We start from the raw sequence: 22,105 nt of genomic DNA, 5'->3' as shown, positions 1-22,105 counted from the left end.
ATTTAATATTAAAATATAAATTCAAAACCTAGTGCAAAAGTTCTTAAAACAGGAAGAAAACCACCGTTGGTTTCAGGATCAAGACCTTTGTAAGGTGTTATAGTGAATAAATTTTGCCCTTGAGCAAATATTTTTAATTGACGATTTTTATCTTTATTTACATTCATGTTATAAGCAACTTGAACATTTTTAAGTCTAACAAACGAAGTATTGGTAAAGACCCCATTACTTAATTTATAATATTGATTGGCTTGCACCGCTGCACCATTAGCACCTGTGGTTGGTAATTGATGCTTAGCAGTAGTGTTTTCTGGAGACCAATAATCTAAAAGCTCTGTGGGTTGATTTTGCATACTTCCTAAAAAATTCGTGTTATAATCAGGTGAATAACCTATCTGCTTTACAAACTGAACTAAGAAATCAAAAGACCATGATTTGTATTGGATACTACTAGCAACACCTCCATAAAATTCAGGATTTAGCTTAACTACAGCAGTACGGTCGGAATTATTTATTACGCCATCGTTATTTACATCTTCTACTTCATATAAACCTGTTTCTGGGTTTACCCCCAAATAATTATATACCTTGCGGATAGAGATAGGTTCTCCGATTACAAATTGATTCGCATAAGTAGATTCCTCCAAGTTTGGAAAATTGATCAACTCATTTTTAGGAAACGTTAGGTTAATATTTAAATTCCATGAAAAATTTGGTGTGGAAAATAAGATAGGACGCAAGGTAAATTCCCAGCCCGTATTTTCAACCGTTGCATTTAAGTTAGCTTGTACACTAGTAAAACCAGTAGTACCAGGGAGTGGAATACCTACCAATTGGTTTGAAGATCGGTTGCGATAATGTGCAATACTTGTAGCTACTCTTCCATTAAAAAACTCAAGTTCTAATGCTGCTTCAAATTTTTTATTCGTTTCCCAACTAAAATCGGGGTTGTATAAACGTAAAGGTTCTAAACCAACCAAACCATCATAAGGATAACTTCCAATACCGTAGGTATTTAAATATTGATAATCGCCAATTAAATCACTACCTGTTACTCCGTAACTACCTCTTAATTTACCGAAATTTAACCAAGAAGCATCTGCTAAGAAATCTTCTCTACTAAATAACCATGCAAAACCAAGGGCACCAAAATTTGCAAAACGGTTGTTATTACCGAATCGACTTGACCCATCACGACGAGCAGTAGCATTAAAAAAATATTTATCTAATAAGTTATAATTAACCCTAGCATAAACAGCATGGTAACGATAAGCCAGATCAGAATCTTTAAGTATTTGTTGGGTTGCTGCATTAGCTGCATTATAGATTAAATCATCAGAAGTAAAGTTAAAAGCATCTAAGCGAAATATTGTTTGTTTACGTTCTTCAAATGTAGCACCCAAAAAAACATCCCATTTACTAATATTTCCTTCTTGAAACCAGCGTATACCAGGTTCGAGAATCCAAGTGTTACTTGAGCTTTTAGAAGATGTTAATATAGAATATTCACTAGTTAGGCCATAGGCAGGATTATAAACTGTAGCAGGTGCAGTTCGAAATTCATTGGTTTGCCCCTGCGTTAAACCACCAGACATACTCACTTGTAAGCTATTACTCAATTTATATTTAAGCATTATATTACCTAAAAAATTTTGAGAATCGTATTTAAATTTCGCATTTAGTTTTGCTAACGGATTTTCAAACGTATTATTTTCCCAATTTAAATTACCAGCAGCATCATATAAATCTGGGGCATTAGGTGCCAAGTATAATTCATTAGTAAAGTCATAAGCCATTAAATTATTTTTTTGATTGCTATTTTGGACTGTAGCTTGAAACTGAAAACGATCATCCTTAGAGATTTGATTAACCACTAGAAAAAAATTAGTTCGTTTGTAACCAAAATCGCCAGGAAAAACAGTTTCATCTTTACGATGACTTCCACTAAACAGGTAATTCATTTTACCTGAACCACCGTTAAATGAAAATTGTGTGTTTTGAGAAACAGCCGTATTTCCAAGAAACTTTTTTTGCCAATTGGTATCTCTTTTATCTCCCCAAGTACCATTTACATCATAATCGTATGCTGTAGGCGTTAACCCATCGTTTATAAAAGCATCATTTCTCATCTTAACATACTGTTGTGTATTCATCAATTTCATTTCATTTGCAAGATTACTTATACTTGTAACTGACTGAATTGCAATACTTGTTCGATTATTATCACCTTTCTTTGTAGTGATTAGAACCACACCATTAGCTCCACGAGATCCGTAAATGGCTGTTGCATCTGCATCTTTTAAAATTTCAATACTTTCAATATCATTCGGATTAATTGTATTTAGTGGGCTAATATTACCCAAGGGAATCACTAACGAAGAAACATAAGCATCTGAAGCAGGTTGTGCATTAAATGGTACTCCATCAACGATATACAAGGGCGCGTTTCCCTCGGTTCTTAAACTGTTGCGCCCTCTTATTTGTATATCGAAGCCACCGCCAGGGACACCACTATTCTGCGTAATGTTTACCCCTGCCATACGTCCTTGCATAGCGGCCAGTGGGTTGGCAACTGGTTGTTGTCCAATTTCTTTTGCAGTAATTTTACTTATACTCCCGGTACGTTCTTTGTCTTTTACGGTATAGTATCCTGCATTGATTACCATTTCGTCAAGCGTGTTTTCATCTGCTACCAGCGTAACATTTAAGGTGCTGGTTTTTACAATAAACGTTTGTGGTTTATAACCTAGATAATCAAAAGTTACTTGAGTATTTGTTGGAATTTGAATGGTATAGAATCCCAATTCGTTGGTTTGGGTACCATTTTCGGTATCGGTTTGCCACACGAGTACTCCAGCTAGTGGTCCGTTGACATCTTTCACTACTCCGCTTAGAGTTAGTGTTTTTTCTTGTGCGTAGGTTTTTAAACTACACAACAGCAAAATTAGCACGTACGTTAGGGGTACGGTTAGTGCTGTAAAAGTAATTTTTTTCATACTTTTGTAATGTTAATTAATAATTCGAGTTGATTAATATTTATCTCCCTGATATGGTCGCCAAACTTTGTTCAGGGGGATTTTTTTTTATGTTTTGTTATTTTGAATTTTTAGGTGTTAATAGTATGTTTTGTTCTTTAATGAGCATTTTTGTTTGTACTTCATATTCTATTTTGTCATGCTTCAATTGATTTACTCCGTACAGTTCGCAAGCTCGGGTCAGTATGGCATTAAATTTCTAAGAGTTTGTTTAGATTTTAATAGAACATTTTAGACTCTTGTATTTTTTATTTTAACTTTTGCCTTGATGCAAAAGTTACAAAAGATCAAGACTGCAAAAAGAAATTCTAAAAATGCGCGCATTTTTCTAAATCATTTGAATCTTGCTTCGCTTCAGTCAGTCAAATGATTCTTTACGCAAAAAGCTTCATTTTCTTAACGTATTTCTTTTTGATGTCGGGTTTACGATTCTACTTAATATTTTGTTTTGTTTTCAATGAACGTTTTTGTTTGTACTTAATATTCTATTTTGTCATGCTGAACTTGGTTCAGCATCGCATCTGATTAGCTTATGAGACCCTGAAACGAGTTCAGGGTGACAATAAAAAAAATAATTGTTTTTGATGTCGGGTTTACGATTCTGCTGAATATTGTGTTTTGTTTTTCAATGAACGTTTTTGTTTGTACTAAATATTCCATTTTGTCATGCTGCAATTGATGCAGAATCGCATCTGATTAGCTTATGAGACCCTGAAACGAGTTCAGGGTGACATTAATAAGATGATTCCCTATTCCCATATTCCTTATTCCCTATTACACTTACTCACCTTATAACCGTCTAACTTTATAACTTCCTAACCGAAATACTGCAAATTCAATTCTCTTTTCCCTATTTCCTTGTTCCCTAATGTATTCCCAAATATTCATTATCTTTGATTATCTACTTCTTAAAAAATACCCGATTCTATTTTGAGAAATATTCTAATAAAATTTAAAATATTAGAATAAAATTCTATGATTTATCATTTTTTATTAAAAAGTAATTCATGCTCTATCTATAGGGTATCTATGCTTTATCTATTTAGTATCTATGTAGTTGATATTTAGAATATTTTTCGGTTTTGTTTTTTAGTTTTTATTCCCAAATTCCCTTTTCCCAAATTCAAGAGCTTCCGTACACAGTTAATCCGTCTCAAACTAGAACCTAGCGGGTTAAACTTTATTTTTATCATAACTGTGTACTTTGCTCTGTAACTAACTAAATAAAAAATATATAAGTGTTTTTAATTTTTAGTCTTTAGCTTTTAGTTATTAGTTTAGAATATTATTTTTCCATTTCCTACTCCCTATTCCCTAAAAAAACGCCCGAACCACGACTTTTATATAAAAACTTATAAATCTACCTTATGAAATGTCATTTTGCGTGGTTCGATTGTTTTAACATTAATAAACTAATTCTAATAAAAATGATTTTCTTTTTCGTAATATAATTTGAAAATTCAGGCCCCCAGCTTTCTCATAAAGAAAGTAGGCTTGTTTTGTTTTTGATTATTGTTTTAATGACAAAAATGTAAAAATTTATAGTATACTACTTCATAATTACCACAAGTTTAGTTGTAGCAAAAAAGCTATGAAATTAAAATGTAAAAAATGAAAATTTATAAAACAGTAGCGCGTGTACTTGGCACTATAACCATCGGTGGTTGAGTATAAAGCATAAAAAAGGCATGAAACTCAACAAATCCGTAATAGAGGTACTGGTATACCTTACACACAGATAAGTGAGCTCACGCCTAGGTCGTGAGCTAATTTACTTATCATCTTGTGTGTTTTAAAAATTACCAGTTTTCTATTACAAGATTCTAAGCAATAGCTTAATATTTTCTAATTAAAGTATTGCAAAATTACAGCTTTTGTGTAATTACATAACAAACATAATAAAACTTTTTTAATTATGTACTATAACACATAATATTTATTGATTTTTTTATGTCAATTTGAGTTATGCATAAATCATTTGACGAAATAGAGCGCTTCATCATCTCTAAAGTAAAGGAAATCAGAGAGTCAAAAGGGATAACTCAAGAACAGTTGTCACTTGCTTTAGGTAAAAATATAAGCTATGTTTCTCAGATTGAAGCTCAATCCAAAACTGCTAAGTACAATATTTCTATACTTAATTTATTAGCAATTGTATTAGATTGTTCTCCAAAGGATTTTTGGCCTGAACACCCAATTAAAGAAGAAAAACATATAGAAATAAAAAAAATTGATAATTAAAATACAAATTAATTTATATTTTAGTATTAAAAAATTGAAAACCAAACATATATTATGTTTGGTTTTTTGTTAAAATAAATTGTATGTTTATTTAAATTTCACGGAATATATGATTAAGTTTCCTAAAGCTAATTCTGTATTTAATCTTGAAATTACAAAATTACTAACATTCCTACGAAACATAACTAAAAATACTATAGATGTATATTAAAAATAATCTTCTGTTCAATTGAATATGGTGAACTAATCATTCAGAACAAAATGACATAAATATCTTCAACCTAAAATATGAAAAAAAAACCAAAAATAACCATAAACAACACAAACTCAAACTATACGTTAATTGAAACCATTGGAAATGGAGGCAGTGGCGATGTTTGGAAGGCGAAGTCGAACGGAATAGAGTACGCAATTAAATTTCTTAAATCACATTCAAATGATAAATTAGCCCGTTTTAAAAATGAAATAGCATTTTGTAAAGAAAATAATCATAAAAACATAATTAAATTAATTACCGATGGTGAAGATGATGGACGATTTTACTATATAATGCCTCTTTATCAAAAAACATTTAGAACTTTAATTAATACAGAAAATAATGTCAACGTATTGATTAATTTTATTTTAAAACTATGTAATGCCTTAAAATATATTCATAAAAAAGGCATCTTTCACCGTGATATTAAGCCTGAAAATATTCTAATTAATAACAATGATTTAGTATTGGCAGATTTTGGTGTCGCCCATTTTAAAGAATATAATTTAACAAAAAAAGAAGATTTACTTGTCAACCGAAATTACGTATCTCCTGAACAGAAAGAAAAAAATAATGCTACTAACCTAACCGAGGCTGTTGATATTTTTGCTTTAGGCCTAATAATAAATGAATGTTTCACAAAACAAATTCCTTCTGGTTCCAACATCAAGCTTATTGCAGACATCCAACCATTATATGCTGACTTAGACAATTTGGTAAGTAGTATGATTAAACAAAATCCAAATGAAAGATTAAATATAGATTCGGTTATCACAGAAATAAAATTTATTCATTTTAAAATAAAACAAAGCCTAAAAGAGGTTTCGATATCATTAAAAGATAAAATAAAACTTCAAGTTCAAGAAAAATCATTATTGAAAACTATCCTACAAAAAGCAAATGAAGATATTTTGTTTGGAAAAGTATTATTTCACACAAAATCTCCAGAAGAGTTAAATAAATACAACCTTGACTGGCATATGAAGATTGAGTATTCAGTAGATGAATTTCTATATAATTTATATATTCAAGAGCGAATTTATTCAGCTTGTAAAAGTAAGTTTGAGTATGAAAGCAATGTTTACAGTAGAAAAAAATGGCATAATACACTTGATTTAGATAAGAATAAAAGAGATCTTTCAATATATCAGCAGATTAATTTTATTTTAGAAAAATACAAGTTGTCAAATAAAGGAGCTAATAATTTTGATCTATCAGGTAAGATTCTGAAATATTTTGCTTCTTGTGCTGATTACCACTGTGAGGAAATCTTGAATAATATTAAAGATATAGAAAGCACAGCAAAAAGAAATCTTAGAGATGCACCAATAATTCAGATTGTTTATACTTTAAAATTTAATATAAAACAAAAAATAGATTTTTTGTTAAATGACAGTAGTCGTAGTAATAATTTCGATTTTACGAAACATATAAATATAAGTTCTCGATCTATTGATACTTATCTTGAAAATTATGACGATCTTGAATTATTTGATAGTCAGTATTTAAAAGACGAAAGACAAATAAAAGAAATACTATCAGAATTTGAAAAGAAATGGAAAGTAATTTGTTATAAATTAAATGAAGATGAATATTCAGTTAGATTCAAAACCTATAAACAATATGAAAAGTTCCGAAAATATGCTTTAGAATTATCTGAAAATTATTATATTTTTGAAGGTGATGTTATTGATTTTCTAAAGAATCCAAAATTTATTGGTACTATGGTAGAATTAAAATTCGGTGCCATTTTTGATATTCCTCACACAATTGCAAAAATTCTTGGCCTTAGAGAAATACATCATTAATAAATCCTAAGAAAACACACTCTAAAGTTATCATATTCTCTATTATAATAAAAAATGTTGCAAAAATGGAATTAAGTAAAGATTTATTATCACTTATAGGTTCAAGGATTACCGAACTTAGGATATTAAATAATCAAACTCAAAATGATATTGAATTTTTAACAGGTATAGATTCAGGTGAAGTAAGTAAATATGAAAAAGTTAAACGTAATTTAACAATAAAAACTTTATCAAAGTTTGCAATCGCTTTAAAGGTACACCCAAAAGAACTACTAAATTTTGAATTAGATATTAGTAAATACATAAATGAAGATTGATTTACAACTTAAAACTAAAACCAAACATTATGTAATGTTTGGTTTTTTATTAAAAATACTTTTAACGTTTTAGATAATTTTGTATTTTTATAGAAATTCCACTGAAATAAATATAAAACTTGTTTCGGTATAAAGCATTTAATTCTTTGTATTAATGCTTAAATATATTCTTTTAATCTAATAAAAGCTTAATAAAATTATAAAACAAAACAATTTAAAAATATTTTCTAATATATTACAAGTTAAATGCAAGAATTAAACCTTTTAGGCTATCATTCTGTTCTATCAGGTGGCAGTTCAAAACCAATTCTCATAAATGCTTTAAATGAAATAGGTGAAGATAAAACTTTTGTAATGAAAACTTATAGAAGTAATTTCATCGAAGAAAATTTTTCTATAGCAAAAGAAATTCTTGTAACTATTCTTGCAAGAGAATTTGATTTACCCATTCCAGAATATGGATTAATTAAGATAGATAATACTAATTTAAGAGAATTTTATTCAAATGATGAAGTAAACTTAATAGATACAGGTTATAAATTTTGTACTGAATTTCATGAAGGTTATGTTATAATGAATACGGCATTAGCAATAAAAAAAATACTTAAAGATTACGAAATAGAAACTTTATTTGCTTTTGATAATTTGATAATGAATGTAGATAGAGGAGGATTTAGAAATAAACCAAATTTATTGATTAGAGACGAGGATTTTTTGTTAATTGATCATGAACAAACATTACCTTTTTATAACTCTTTTGAGAAGAAAAAAGACTTTAATTTTTTTACTATTTTCAATAATTTTTATTATCAAAATCATATTTTTTGGTCTACACTTAAATCATTTGACCACAAAAAAAAACAAAATTTATTTGATGAATTTATTGAATTATTAAGAACCTTAAATATTAATAACATAAAGCTAATTTTTTCACAAATGGAGAAATTTGGTATTCTATTTGGGGATAAAGACGCTATATTTGCATATATAAATTGGGCAAAAGTAAACTATTCATATATTAGTAAAGTTTTAAAGAATAGGATAAAATGAAAAATAAAAATTATACTTACAGTATTCTAAAATATAAGCATTCTGCATTAATTGGAGAAAGCATAAATATTGGAATAATTTTATTTTTCCCTTTAGAGAATAAATTTGTTTTTAAATATTCAAAAAATTTAACTAGAATAAAAGCCATTTATGAAGTTGTTTCTGAAAAAGTAATCAAACTTTATTTACAACAAATTGAATTTAATATTAAAAACATTAATTTAAGGGATTATACATTATTTACACATAGTGATATTGAAAACACTGAAGAGTTTGACTTATTTATAGATAATTTTATACTACCCAGAGATAGTAGTGTTTTACAATTCTCAAAATCTAAGGAATCTTTATACAATCTAGATTTAGACACTACAATTTTAAATATAACGAATAAATTTTTATTAGAAAAAGACAAAAACTTAAACGGGGGTATTATTCAAAAAGAGCCTATTTTAGTTAAAAAATTTATTAATGGATTATCAAAATTTAATTCTGATATTTTAACTAATAACCAAGATAAAATTTATAAAAACTATAAAGTTGTTAATGAAGCTGGTAATGAATTTAATTTTGAATATGGTTGGAAGAATAGTTATCTAAATTTAATAAAAGCTATTAGCTTTGACTTAAGAGATTCTAGACATATTGCTGAAAAAGCTTATAAAAATTTTGGTTTATTTACTGACTTAAAAAATGAGGCAGAAAATAATAATTTAAAATATGATTTACTTATTGGCTTGCCTACATCTAAAGATTTATTTAAAGATTTCGATCATGCTTTAAACCTTTTAAGTAACTTAGAAAGAGTTGATTTAATTTTAGAAAATGATATAAGTGATTATTCTTTAAAAGCATTTGAAGCTATTAGCAATTAACATAATATTATTCTCTTTTTTTACATGCTATAAAAACAACCTCGTTTATAATTTAAACGAGGTTGTTTTTTAAACATCAAATCCATCTTTTAAAATAAATTCTTTTAATAGATGGCCTATTTTTATACTTATTTTAAAAGGGGGTAACGCAATAATTTCGTAAACTTTATACATTTCAAAAACGTATTTGTATGACTGACTATCAATTACTACTTGATGTAGTATTTTGGGTTTGAGATACATTAAACAAACCTTTTAATTTACACTCTTTTAGAAATTCTCGTTTGATAGTATTTTCAATTAATCGATTATTTCTAGTAGTTGCACGAATTACCTTATCATAATATTTTTCAGCGTCAATTGTATCTTCTATACAAGTAGCATTTTCATAATAATCATAAATATCTTCATACCATTCTTTAGCCTTATGTTTTGTACAAATTAATTCATCATATCTTCCATAGTATTTAATACTCCCATCATTATTGTATTTTGTATGAATTTTAAATATTCTTTTCCAAGAATCTATTTGTTCTGAATGAGACGGACTATTAATAGATATGTTAAAATCTGATGGTTTTAATGATTTTACATTATTATTCAAAAGTGTAAATTGAATCTCAATCTCTGGATGATTATCTCCAAATGGATAAAATGCTAGTTTTCGTCCTTTTATATGTTCAATAGGGTCACAAGTACTTTTATTACCAGAATTGCATTTATTACACATTGGTGCTAAATTCTTAAAATTTATAGAACTGAAAGGATAAATAGCTTTTGGTAAAAAGTGATCATATGCTTCTCTTGTTGATACATATATACCATCAATTGGATATATTCCACAAAATGGACAAATATTATCATCATTAACTTTAACAAATTTCTGGTAATGGGAAGGAATTATATTTTTATTTAATTTACCAAATATTTTCAAATTAAAAGGGGATTTATTACCATATAACCTTGAGTAAAAACTATTTAAAGCTTTTTCTAAATCAGGATACTTTTCTTTTAATTCTGAATAAGTTACTGGATTAATACTTTTATCCTTACATAATGATTCAATGTCATTGTTATTATGATAAAAATCTATTAGTTCAAGTTTAAAATCATCGTCGTCAATTTTTGCGAATTCATCATAAATCCAAGCTATTCTACTATTAAAAAAATTACCCAATTCAGAATCTTGTATTTCTAGCCTTTCACAAATATCTTTCAATTCTGGATTTTTATCTAGTTTTGAAAAATTGAAAGTTCCTTCAGCAAATATCCAAACATCATTAAATAGGAAGTCCAAATAAGCTTGAAGCTTTTCAATTTCATGACTAATATACTTATAGGTAAAAATCATTTTTTCTCTATTTCATCAATTATTTCATTTATAAAAAGTATGCTTTCAACGGATTCACCAATTTCAGCTCTAACTTTACTTAGAAATTGAATTTTATCTTCAGAACTTTCAAGTTCAAGTCTAAGTTTATTGATTTTATTATCTGCGTACATTCCAATTGTATGATGTTTATCAAAAATTCTTAAAGTAATTTTATTTACCGATGTGCCCAATGTTTGGAATTCTGGGCGCGTACACTTAACTTCTAAATTATAATCATCTTTTGAAAAAACATTTACATATTTAGCCTCGCTATCAGATATTAGATATGGTGAATGGGTCGTAATTAACATATCGCGAATAACTTTGGAATCATCCGAATCTAAACAATGACGGATGCTGGAAATGAATTTAGCTTTCCAATCCGGATTGAAATGTGTTTCCGGTTCGTCTAATAGAAATAATGCATTTTCATTTTTAAATAATAAACATAAGCCTAGTACATGCAAATATTGATGTTCCCCATCTGAAAATTCTTTCGTAAATAAAGGTTTATTTATTCCTTTTTTATTTACCCAAAGATTTTTAAAACGTAAGATTCTATCATTCTCTAACGGATTTGGATAAATATCGTGGTTGATAAAGATATTTTTTGATTGATATACTCTACTTTTATCTTTTTCTAAAACTACAAAAGCATTTAACTCTAAAAGAATTTGAAATAACTGAAATAATTGAAGTGGTTGATTAAACGCTTCGTTAGCAAAATGAAAACGGAATGCTTCTTTCGTTACTTCAGTAACTTTGTAATCCAGAATAAGATATTCTCTACCTGCATCTTCAGAAATTAAATCTTCCATATTTTCCGACTCATAATTATATGTGGTCGCGCAATATTTTAATTTTTCAATGCTTTCTTTTAGGTTATAAACTAAATTAACATGATCGTATTTAGTTTTATCCGACGCATGCTTTTTAGATTCGGTTAAATCTCTTAAGATATCTTCATGAAATAATAAATCTTCATCTAAGCGGATGATTAAACGAAACTCCTCGATATCTTCTAGTCCTACTTCTTTTTTAAAATGTGATAAGGTCTTATCATCTAACATTAAAAAATTAGCCAATAAAATGGCTTGACTGTAATCTTTATCTAAAAAGACTAATCTCCCTTCAGATTTAGGTGGAAAACCAAATTGTTCTTGTCGGATTAATTTATCTTTATACTCATCGTAATGCAAGAATCTCGTTTTAAAGAAAGGCAAACTTAGTAATTCATTCTCTCCAGAAGAATACCCTATGACATAGCTGGGTAAAAGACGTTGAATTTGCTTTTTACCTAAGACATCTTTTTCATCTGTAAACTCTTCTCGATTAACCCATTCAAATACAGGCGTAGCATCAACCTCTTTGGTTATTTTTATTCTCGCTAAGGACTCATGTTTACCATCTTTTAGTAAATTTAAATCCCACTTTTGATACCATTCAAAAGGTATTTTTATAAAATACTCTAATTCGAAAGCATCTACAACACATTTGGTATTGTCGAATCCTTTTTCATTGTCCTCATCCATTAAAAAGCCATCGGGTAGATAGTCATTGTACATACAATCGAGATGATAGAATATATTGGCTAATGCTTCCAGTATATTTGATTTACCACTTCCATTTCGACCTGCTAAAATATTTGGATTAAAATCTTTAGCCCATCTGTAATCGAAATCTCTTAAAAAATAGATTTCGAATCCTTCTTGTAAAGAACGAAATCCATTAGGTGTGTTTATTTGTAGTCTTAAAAGTCTCATTCAATTAACTTCAGCTTAATTAGTTTTTTAGGAATCTCAATATTGTCAGGATCAATTTGCTCTTCAAATACTTGCGTAATAAATGCATCATCTCCTTTCATAGCCTCGAATATGAATTTTTTCATCGGTTTGTATTTAAACCAATCTCCGTCATCATAAACGATTCTGTTGTATAACTCTTCAACTTCATCAATAGTAAAAGATTTATCTGAGAAATATTTTCTGAAAAAGAAATGTAGATACATTGCATCATTTCCAATATTACCATATTCTGCCACTACATCATCAGGAACACCCAAATATTCTTCTAGAGACATTGTTGAATAATCGAATTCTCTTCTTGAAAATAAGTTTATATTAGGGTATTTATCGATTAATTCTTGCGGTAAATGCTTTGCATATCTTTCAACATAACTGTGTTGATATACTTGCAAAGGTGTTAAGGTATTAATATGATCTACTACCAATGAACCTGCAAAATCTACTAATTCAAGATCTGATTCCAACGAATTAAAATCTTCAGAACCAGCTCTAATTATAGCATTTACTTTTGAAAGTGCCTCCTTTGATTGCTCAATGTATTCATGTAGATCAGGTATTAGGTAAGAACCGTCATTCTCCACCTCTTTACTTTTTTCAATTATTTTATTTCTATCCTCGATTTGTTTTTCTTCTGATTTTATAGTTTCATCCGTTACTTCTGATGAGGGCTTTTTTTTTTCGTCATCCATTGCTGAAATATCTACTTTACTTAAATCTAATTGTCCTTTAAATGCTCTTTGGCTTAAACTTTCAAATAGATTTTGAAGTTCATTATAACTTTTATTTAATTTGACTTTCAAATTTTCTATTGAAAGAATTTTATCAACAAATTTTAGTTGAAGTTCATAATTAGCAATTGGTACTAAAATATTTTCTAGTTGTTCTTTCGTTATTGCTTCACGAGTCGCTCCATTTTGATTTGCAATTTGAAGTAAAAATTTTTTAAAGTTTACTGACAATAACAAATGACACAAATATATAGGATTGACTATTTCTTTATTAACTCTTATAATTGATACGTGTTGATTAACTCTTGCAGGCAATATTTCTTCTGGAACTATAGCACAACGACATACTGAAGCTCCTGTAATATTAAATAATAAATCATCTTTTTCAACAATTACGTTATTTAATTTCGAAGCTTGTACATCATCAATAAATGCTAAATCTTTAGTTTTAAAAAAATTGTTATGAATATTTAAACTTCGTATTAAAGATATACCTGAAGATTTATAAGACTCATTACCTCCTTTAGGTGTTGCGCCACTACCAATTTTTGTTGATATATCTTTAAGTTTAAATAAATTTACTTCACTGAAAACTGGATCCCCAAACATATCTAAAAAAGTCGCTTGAATAAATTCATCTAATAACTCAATACTTTGTTTACGTTTTTGGATTAATACTTCACAATCAGATAGTACTTTAGCGATGCGTTTTTGGTCATCGATTGTAGGAGGCAAAGGAATTTGTAAATTAGAAAGACTTTGTTTATTTAAGGTTTTACCCATAACCGCTTGGTTACCACCTACTAAAGGGATAAATTTTAGTACGTAATATAAATAATCTTTATCTAAAATGGATTCATCTATTATTGGTAATGCAGCAATAGCTTCATTGGTAAATAAATCAATTTCTGTAAACGCTAGTTTACCAATACTAAGCTTAAAGCTCATTAACAAAGTACCTTTTTTAACTATTTTACAGTTAGCACCAGTAATAGCTTCCTCTGTAATTTGTTCTTTGGTATTAGAAATATATTTGTCTTTTAGGTCTGAAATACTAACCCAATTAACTCCTTCACCCCAATATTCAGGTTTATTTCGGCTTGGTGTTTTTCCTAAATTAATCTGACAAAGCTCTGCTAAAGACTTATAAGTAAATTTATATCCCATCTATAAAAAGCTTTTCAATTCACGTAACCCATCCATAATCTCTTTCTCCAAACCACCCTTACCATCTTCACCAATTAATTTTGCTAAGATGATTTTAGGATCTTCGTAAGCTATTTCATCAAAAACTTCTTCTTTGTATTTAGAAAAACTTAAATCGTATTTCGCCTCTACAATTTCGGCTTTTGGAACTGAAAAGAATTTTGCTTTACGATCTTGTGCAGCTGAAGGATTTCTCCCTTTGTATTGTTGAATGATATCTTGCAGATCTCCGTTACCAGGTAGTTTGTTACGTTTATCATCTAATGAGTAACCATCCGATTCCATATCGTAAAACGACACATTTTCGGTTGTACCGCCTTTTGTAAAGATTAATAAGGCCGTACTAACGCCGGCATATGGTTTAAACACACCACTAGGTGCTGTAACCACTGCTTTTAACTCCGAATTTTCGATCATTAATTTACGCGCTTCGATAAAGGCATTTCCTGTACCGAATAAAACCCCTTGTGGGATAATAATACCAGCAGTACCACCCATTTTAAGCATATTATAAATACGCTCTATGAATAATAATTCTGTTTTCGTTGTTTTTAATGTTAAGTCTTCGTTGATGTCACCTTTGTCTATATTCCCTGTAAATGGAGGGTTAGCTAAAATAATATCGTATTGTGCATCTTCACTATATGCCTTACTTAACGTATCCTTGTAATCGATTTGAGGAGTCGTAATTCCGTGCATCATTAAGTTCATTAACCCTAAACGCACCATGGTTTGATCGATATCAAAACCATACAAACTTTTACCTAAAATCTCTTTTACTTCTTCTGTTAGCAATGCACTGCGACTGCTTCTTATGAACCCATCTTCATCAGGTGACTTCGATTCTTTTTCTTTATCTAGTTGCGTAATCATGTATTGATATGCTCCTAGTAAAAAACCACCAGTACCACAAGCAGGATCTGCAATTTTCTGCCCCAATTGAGGATCTACCAATTCTACTAATAATTTGATGATGTGTCTTGGTGTACGAAATTGCCCATTTTTACCAGCTGATGCAATTTCGCTTAATAACAATTCGTAGATATCCCCTTGGATATCTTGAAAATCTTGACCATTCTCTGTAGCATCTTTCTCCATCTCCTCATAAATGGCATCGATAGATTCGATTGCCTCTACAAGTAAAGAAGGCTTAGGAATAATGAAAACTGCATTTGCCATGTGTTTGGTAAACGAAGCCTCTTCATTATCTAATTCTTTGATAAAAGGAAAAACATATTGTTGTACATGAGTAAGCATTTCTTCAGCTGGTCGTCTTTTAAATTGACTCCATCTTAAAGATTCCTTATCAATACCTTTAGTACTTGTTATTTGTGCAATTTCCTCAGCCGTAGCATCTTGTCTTGGTCTATCTTGTGGAAGAATATATATTCCTTCAAAAATAGAAGTATATGGGTCTCCAGTAAATTCTGCATTCGCAATATTTTCTAAATCATTTTCATCTATCTTTTTCATAAAAAGCAAATATGTAATTTGCTCTATTGCTGTTAATGGGTTTGATATACCACCACTCCAGAATTTATTCCATAGGTCGTTAATTTTGGATGAAATTAGTGGGTTACTGTTAATTAAACTCATGTTATGCTGCGAATTTTTCTGTTATTTTTAATATTTCTTGAATTTCTGTGGGTGAAAAAATCCCACGAATCCCTTTGGGGTGTATAATAGTAAATGGAGCTTGTACTAAATCTCTTTTCTCTATATTGCCTCTTTCTATGATATAATCTCTTAGTAAATTTAAAAACTCAATTTGTCGAGTCGTTAAATAAGTATGCTCCGAAATGAACTGTTGAACAGCCGTACTAACCTCTTCTTCTATACTTTTTAAGATTTCAATTCCTAAAATGTGTTTAATAAATTGAATAAAGTTTGCCTTTTGGTGTTTATAAACTTTACGCAATAGATTAATTGTAATATGAGGATCGTCTTCGTGTAGTTCAGCTGCTAATGTTTCCGCTTCACTTTCAGAAATTGTATCACCTGCTTTTAATTTTTGAAGAATAGGATTACTTGCTGTTAATTCAGCAATTCTGCTTTCAACTAATTCACGGTATTTCGTAATACTGACTGCTTCGTTCTGTGGACCAAATTCCACCATTTCTTTTGTTTTAAGAACATCTTGCAAATTTAACTGAACCTGACTGTTGATTGCACTTTTTTTCTCTTTAAATTTCATTAAAGGTGCTATTATTTCAGTAAGTTTGTCCATCGCCTCGTCATCTATCAACGACCAGTAATGATTGGATTGAATTTGCTTGATAAAAGTTAAATGCTTTGCTACAGTATTAATAGAAAGAGGAAGTTCGCTTACTATGTTGATAATGTTCTCTTTTAAAGTATCAAACTTCTCCGTTTCTTCTGCTAAATGCGCTAATGAAATTTCTAAAACATCTTTCTTAAAACGCATTTCTTTAAAATCTGTTTGAGAAAGAGTTTTGAATAATGGTTTTATCGTATAGGCTAAATATTCTATTTTATCGTTGGTAAAATCTTTCCAAAAATCATCCTCTTTAACCGTATTTAATTCTTTGATTGCCTCTTGTACTGTAACTGATTGCAATGGTAATAAATCAATTTGTTTACGTAGTTCTATAATCTCTTTCTCTGCGATTTGATTTTCTTCTTTTTCGAACGCTTTTTTAATTTTCTCTATACGCAAACCAACATAACGAACTGGTAATGGGACTTGAGCTTTTAACTCTTTTCCTTTTGGGTTTAGTTTAAAATATTCAAAATTATCCCAACAATCCATAATTAAGAAAGTATCTTTTTCTGGACACCATGGTTGCAGTTTAGATTGTTCTAATGTACGCGTACCTCTACCAATCATCTGCCAAAATTTAGTATAGGAGAAAACAGGTTTAGCAAACACTAAGTTTACTAACTCTCTAATGTCTATCCCTGTATCTAACATATCCACACTAATGGCAATACGAGGCATATCTTTTTTCTTGAATTGTGCTAATAAACCATCATCCCCGTACACTCTTGGATCGTCTGAAACTAATACCTTTGCTAACTCGCCATGGTATTCGGGATACAGCGCATCAAAGATTTCTTCTATTCTTCTTGCATGATTTTTTGTAGAACAGAAAAAGATGGTTTTACCAGGAAGAACTCCGTTAGGATCTTTGATAGCTTCTTCCATGAATTCTTTGACAATAGTAACATTCGTTCCTTTGTTTATTACTGTTTTCTCTAGTTCAGTCCCTTCAAAATTAATTTCAGCGACTTCTTTTCCTTCTAAAATTAATCTCTTTTGATCTTCTAAACTTATTGTTCTTTTACTGATTCCATCTTCTTGAAATTTTGTTTGAATTTTCATCACCTGGAAATCACAAAGGTATGGTGGATCATTGTTTACAGCTTCTTCATACGTATAAGCATAGGTAGGAATCCCATCTTCACAATCAAATAATTTAAATGTATTGTGATCAATTACATTGGTTGGTGTAGCAGTTAAACCCACAGTAATTGTATTGAAATAGCCTAATACTTCTTGATACGTATTATAAATAGAGCGATGACTCTCATCTACAACAATTAAATCAAAAAAGTGTGGTGACAACGAATTTTCTTCATCACGAATAATATTTAACATTGTTGGATAAGTCGCTGTATAAACTCTTCTGTCTTTTGCTATTGATTTTTCACCTTTTTTAGGCCATGCAGGTTCATTGGGTAAAAATTCTTTAAAGGCATCTAAAGCTTGATTTCTTAAGGCGATACGATCTACTAAAAATAATACTCTTTGTACCCAACCGGCTCTCATTAAAGCATCAACTAAAGCAATCGTAGTTCTCGTTTTACCCGTACCTGTAGCCATAACTAAAAGAAACTTGGATTTCTTTTTTTCAATTCCTTCCAAAATAGAACGAATGGCATGAATTTGATAATCTCTACCTGCTATGTTCGAGTTAATAAGTTCTGAAGCTAAAGGCTTTCTATTTTTTCTTAGATATAAATATCTTTCTAAATCGTCTCTCGTAGGAAAACCCACAACCTTTTTAGGTGGATAATTCTCTAAGTTCCAAAAATATATTTCATCTCCATTGGTATAGAAACAAAATGGTAAATCTCCATTGGTTTCTTTTATAATATTATAGCAATATTGTTTTGCTTGTTCTCTTCCTAACTTTGGATCAATAGAAGTTTTTTTAGCCTCAATAACTGCAAGAGGTTTTCCATTTTTACCCAATAGAACATAATCAGAAAATTGATGTTTATTGTAAATCATTTCAGGCTCATGAACTTCAGCCGGTGCTTTTACCTTAATATCATATTCTTTGACTACTTGTGTAAGATCATTGATATTCCATCCCGCTTCTTGCAGTTTTAAATCGATAATATCTTTCCTTGTATTTGCTTCGTTCATGAGCTTAAATTATAAATAATTGATAGGAATTGGTCTATATACCTTTAATCGGTATTATAGAGGCTAATATAAGAATTAATCTATTTTCCCTTAACCTTAGTTTGATAAAAGAATTAAGTAATCTTAAACCAAATGTTTATTTGTAAGTTTATGTATTAACTCTTTTTTATTCTTAATTGGTTGATTTAATAAATCTTCCATATGTATCGAATTATAATTAACACCATCATTTTTGAACAAATTATCCTTGATGAATTTAAAATTATTTAGAGATCTATTGGGGTTATATTTGTTATTACTTGATGAATTTCCGTAACAATGGATAACTACAAAAATTAAGTCTTTATCCTTTACTAAATCAGCTGATTTATTTAATGGATTATCTTTTAACAAATTAAGTAATGTATATTGACCTGAAACTAATTTTGCTTGATTGCTAGCATCAATTTCTATTAAAATTACATGATTATCTAGAACAATTGAATTATCAACAGATACTTGAACATTATTCTTGTCTTTATCTTTAAATATGATTTTACCAGAAAGTAAATTTTCATCTATTTTATTACAAAAATCTATAAATTGCTGCTCTCTTTTCATCTAGATTTTAGGCATTTATTAAAATGTTAATGATAAATTCAATTGTATTTTTATTTTTATGTAATTGCTCTACTGTTCTATTTTCTTTACTGTAATCAATATCTGAAAAAGGGGTATCAATAATATCTGATTTACACCATAAACCTCCATTGGTATAATGTACATAATTACCACCACCAAAGCCGCTTCTTACTGCAAAACCACAGATTGAATTTTCAATTGAAAAATCTTGATCACCTAATAGTCGATTATCATTTTGTTTCACATAAGCAGATACTCCTGTTTCGTTCCCATCATAAAAATGAAGTAAAACGTCTTTATGATTTGCATAGAACACTTTTAATGTTAACCAAGCATTTATTAGTTTTTCTGCAGAAAATTGTTGAAGATTAAAAATATCATTTTCTTTAATTTTATTTTTAATAAAATTAGTCGCATAACTTAATAAATCATCTGACTTTAACAACTTCATATATTCTAATTTAAATAAGTGCTCACGGTTTAATGTAGAAAATAATACACCTTCAAAATCCCATGACGCTCTGTAAATATGACCAACACTATTACAGCCAATATATAATCTAAACAATCTAAACATATTTGAAAGTTTTATATTATTGACTGCATTATTAGTTGATCTTATAAGATCTATCGTGGCTTTATAATTATTGAATACCATTTTTAATTTATCAAAATCAGCAAATGAATCCAAATCTAAATTTGGAATTAAATTTTCATCATTTTTAATACTTTGGACTTTAAATAAAAATGATAAATCACCCATAAAATCCTCATGGTCTTCCCATTCTTCAATTTTTAAACTATGTTCCGTTAACCTTACTTTTAACTGTTCCTCAATGTTAAACCATTGATTTAATTTAACATTTTGAATTGATGTAAGTGTAATTTTGTTTTCATTAAGGTTAAAAACCTGTTGTGTAGTATTAGATTTCTCTACAATTTGTAAAATATATCGCCAGTCCACATAATTACTGTTACGATCCTGACACTTTAAATCAAAATAATTTTTACGTAATCGTCTTAAGAATTTAAATGAATTTATTTTATCATCTTCAAATTTTGTAATAAATGCTAGTAATGGTAATATCACATTGTGAAGTTTCTCGTACGAAAGATTTCTTACATCACTTAAGTTACTTATATCTTTATTATCATTAATTTGATTAAATAATCTTTTAAAATCATCTTCTTGACAATATTCTACTAATTTTTCAAGTGAATTAAATATTTTTTGAATTTGGTTTAAATAATATTCAGTATTAAAATCAGTTGATTTGCTTTTATAAAGGACCTTCGCTTTTCTTACAATATCAATATCATCCTGTTTATCAATAATTTTAAAACACCAACTTAAAAAATCATTTACACCATCATCAGAAATTATTTCTTTTACCTTTCTATTCTTCCAAAAAAATGTTTCACGTATTTCCCATTGTTCAGCAAATAATTTATTTTGATTACTCGCTAATAAAATTGGTTTTAAGTTTTCTGAGGTTGTTAGGCTTTTACCAGTTGTATTAATGATTACAAAGCGTTCTTCACCATGTTGTTTATCTTGAACATTGTAATATTGAATTTTAACATGATTGAGCAAAAAATTAGAAAAGCCTGTAACTATAAGTTGCTTTCTTTTATTTTCAAATGTTTGGAGTGCCGATAACATACTTTGAATAGAAGGATCTAAATTATATTCAGTGAAATACCAAGGCTGGTTGATAATATCTTCTACAATTAATTTTTCGCCTTTAAAAAAGAATTCGTTTAATAAATCATTTAAAAAGAAGATCGTACTTTCTCTCACTGCATATTGTAAATAAGGCTCATTTATTTCAGAGCATAAACAATTTTTAATTACGTTTTTTATATCAGATTTATTTTCGAATTTATACAGCATGCCTAATAATAGATATAATGTAGTTATGCGTTGTTGACCGTCGGTTAGATTTATAAAGTTACTTGAATATTCATACACATCTATTTTTCCTAAGATTACATCTACATTATTATTCTCATTAAACTCATCAATTAATGTATCAATGAAACTACTTACAATATCTATATTATGTTTTTCTCCATGCGTTTGATCTCCCCAACAATAATCTCTTTGAAAATCAGGAATAACAATCTTACGATTTTTAGTAGTAAAAAGTTGAGAAAGAGAATATTCTTGCGTGTTAATTAATTCCATAATAATGATTTAGTTGCATAATTGTTTTTTCTCTGTTTTGTACTATGGATATGCAAACAAAAAGTACAGTATAAGTTAAGCTACATTTTTATAAATTTTGTTTTGATTATTAAATTCTTCAATTGTTTTGTAATTCAATGAGCTATGCCTTCTTTTTCTGTTGTACCAAATTTCAATGTATTGAAATATTTCGCTTTCCATTTGTTTTCT

The 22,105-nt window shown here is 28.9% G+C and carries 14 protein-coding genes; 5 read left to right on the top strand and 9 right to left on the bottom strand.

The genetic code is table 11. From position 1 onward, the window contains the following. Window positions 1–8: 8 nt before the first annotated feature. A complete protein-coding gene (locus tag EG240_RS11760) occupies window positions 9–2,996 on the bottom strand; it encodes a SusC/RagA family TonB-linked outer membrane protein (protein WP_125019588.1) in 2,988 nt (995 codons plus the stop codon). Between the two features lie 2,004 nt (window positions 2,997–5,000). On the opposite strand from EG240_RS11760, the gene EG240_RS11755 reads away from it, so the two are divergent. The 5 genes from EG240_RS11755 to EG240_RS11735 all read left to right on the top strand — a co-directional run bounded on the left by EG240_RS11755 (window position 5,001) and on the right by EG240_RS11735 (window position 9,582). Continuing rightward, window positions 5,001–5,276: a helix-turn-helix domain-containing protein gene (locus EG240_RS11755; protein WP_125019587.1), complete on the top strand. Its 276-nt coding sequence runs from the start codon at window positions 5,001–5,003 to the stop codon at window positions 5,274–5,276. A gap of 288 nt (window positions 5,277–5,564) precedes the next feature. Next, window positions 5,565–7,340 carry a serine/threonine-protein kinase gene (locus EG240_RS11750; protein WP_125019586.1) on the top strand — a complete coding sequence of 592 codons (1,776 nt, stop codon included), beginning with the start codon at window positions 5,565–5,567 and terminating at the stop codon, window positions 7,338–7,340. A 65-nt stretch (window positions 7,341–7,405) separates the two neighbouring features. After that, complete coding sequence (locus tag EG240_RS11745) at window positions 7,406–7,657, top strand: helix-turn-helix domain-containing protein (RefSeq protein WP_125019585.1); 252 nt, start codon at window positions 7,406–7,408, stop codon at window positions 7,655–7,657. 246 nt (window positions 7,658–7,903) lie between these two features. Further along, window positions 7,904–8,707: a HipA family kinase gene (locus EG240_RS11740; protein ID WP_125019584.1), complete on the top strand. Its 804-nt coding sequence runs from the start codon at window positions 7,904–7,906 to the stop codon at window positions 8,705–8,707. Continuing rightward, window positions 8,704–9,582 (top strand): DUF3037 domain-containing protein, encoded by an 879-nt coding sequence (locus EG240_RS11735; RefSeq protein ID WP_125019583.1) that lies wholly within the window; start codon window positions 8,704–8,706, stop codon window positions 9,580–9,582. Before EG240_RS11740 ends, EG240_RS11735 begins: the two co-directional genes overlap by 4 nt. Before the next feature lie 202 nt (window positions 9,583–9,784). On the opposite strand, the gene EG240_RS11730 is transcribed toward EG240_RS11735, so the two are convergent. The 8 genes from EG240_RS11730 to EG240_RS11695 form a co-directional block, all read right to left on the bottom strand. Further along, complete coding sequence (locus tag EG240_RS11730; RefSeq protein WP_125019582.1) at window positions 9,785–10,933, bottom strand: hypothetical protein; 1,149 nt, start codon at window positions 10,931–10,933, stop codon at window positions 9,785–9,787. Then, complete coding sequence (locus EG240_RS11725; RefSeq protein ID WP_125019581.1) at window positions 10,930–12,717, bottom strand: restriction system-associated AAA family ATPase; 1,788 nt, start codon at window positions 12,715–12,717, stop codon at window positions 10,930–10,932. The genes EG240_RS11730 and EG240_RS11725 overlap by 4 nt, the downstream gene beginning before the upstream one ends. After that, window positions 12,714–14,654, bottom strand: a complete 1,941-nt coding sequence (locus EG240_RS11720) for a restriction endonuclease subunit S (protein WP_125019580.1) — start codon at window positions 14,652–14,654, stop codon at window positions 12,714–12,716. The genes EG240_RS11725 and EG240_RS11720 overlap by 4 nt, the downstream gene beginning before the upstream one ends. After that, window positions 14,655–16,289 carry a class I SAM-dependent DNA methyltransferase gene (locus EG240_RS11715; protein ID WP_125019579.1) on the bottom strand — a complete coding sequence of 545 codons (1,635 nt, stop codon included), beginning with the start codon at window positions 16,287–16,289 and terminating at the stop codon, window positions 14,655–14,657. 1 nt (window position 16,290) lies between these two features. Further along, window positions 16,291–19,086, bottom strand: coding sequence for a type I restriction endonuclease subunit R (locus EG240_RS11710; protein ID WP_125019578.1), 2,796 nt, complete (start codon window positions 19,084–19,086; stop codon window positions 16,291–16,293). Between the two features lie 123 nt (window positions 19,087–19,209). Further along, window positions 19,210–19,686, bottom strand: a complete 477-nt coding sequence (locus EG240_RS11705) for a hypothetical protein (protein WP_125019577.1) — start codon at window positions 19,684–19,686, stop codon at window positions 19,210–19,212. A 7-nt stretch (window positions 19,687–19,693) separates the two neighbouring features. Then, the gene (locus EG240_RS11700; RefSeq protein ID WP_125019576.1) at window positions 19,694–21,895 is read right to left on the bottom strand and encodes a DUF262 domain-containing protein; all 2,202 of its coding nucleotides are present in this window, start codon (window positions 21,893–21,895) and stop codon (window positions 19,694–19,696) included. A 75-nt stretch (window positions 21,896–21,970) separates the two neighbouring features. Continuing rightward, on the bottom strand, window positions 21,971–22,105 hold a 135-nt coding region (locus EG240_RS11695; protein WP_148096346.1), incomplete at its 5' end, for an IS3 family transposase.

The organism is Paenimyroides tangerinum, from assembly GCF_003865405.1.
GTDB lineage: Bacteria > Bacteroidota > Bacteroidia > Flavobacteriales > Flavobacteriaceae > Flavobacterium > Flavobacterium tangerinum.
The sequence above is the reverse complement of the archived record's forward strand: the minus strand, read 5'-3'. Positions and strand labels throughout refer to the sequence as shown.

Bases quoted from the DNA above. Each gene is read 5' to 3' on its own strand.
- EG240_RS11700 (WP_125019576.1), bottom strand. From the start codon at position 21,895: ATGGAATTAATTAACACGCAAGAATATTCTCTTTCTCAACTTTTTACT.
- EG240_RS11720 (WP_125019580.1), bottom strand. From the start codon at position 14,654: ATGGGATATAAATTTACTTATAAGTCTTTAGCAGAGCTTTGTCAGATT.
- EG240_RS11710 (WP_125019578.1), bottom strand. From the start codon at position 19,086: ATGAACGAAGCAAATACAAGGAAAGATATTATCGATTTAAAACTGCAA.
- EG240_RS11705 (WP_125019577.1), bottom strand. From the start codon at position 19,686: ATGAAAAGAGAGCAGCAATTTATAGATTTTTGTAATAAAATAGATGAA.
- EG240_RS11760 (WP_125019588.1), bottom strand. From the start codon at position 2,996: ATGAAAAAAATTACTTTTACAGCACTAACCGTACCCCTAACGTACGTG.
- EG240_RS11715 (WP_125019579.1), bottom strand. From the start codon at position 16,289: ATGAGTTTAATTAACAGTAACCCACTAATTTCATCCAAAATTAACGAC.
- EG240_RS11755 (WP_125019587.1), top strand. From the start codon at position 5,001: ATGCATAAATCATTTGACGAAATAGAGCGCTTCATCATCTCTAAAGTA.
- EG240_RS11740 (WP_125019584.1), top strand. From the start codon at position 7,904: ATGCAAGAATTAAACCTTTTAGGCTATCATTCTGTTCTATCAGGTGGC.
- EG240_RS11725 (WP_125019581.1), bottom strand. From the start codon at position 12,717: ATGAGACTTTTAAGACTACAAATAAACACACCTAATGGATTTCGTTCT.
- EG240_RS11750 (WP_125019586.1), top strand. From the start codon at position 5,565: ATGAAAAAAAAACCAAAAATAACCATAAACAACACAAACTCAAACTAT.
- EG240_RS11730 (WP_125019582.1), bottom strand. From the start codon at position 10,933: ATGATTTTTACCTATAAGTATATTAGTCATGAAATTGAAAAGCTTCAA.
- EG240_RS11735 (WP_125019583.1), top strand. From the start codon at position 8,704: ATGAAAAATAAAAATTATACTTACAGTATTCTAAAATATAAGCATTCT.
- EG240_RS11745 (WP_125019585.1), top strand. From the start codon at position 7,406: ATGGAATTAAGTAAAGATTTATTATCACTTATAGGTTCAAGGATTACC.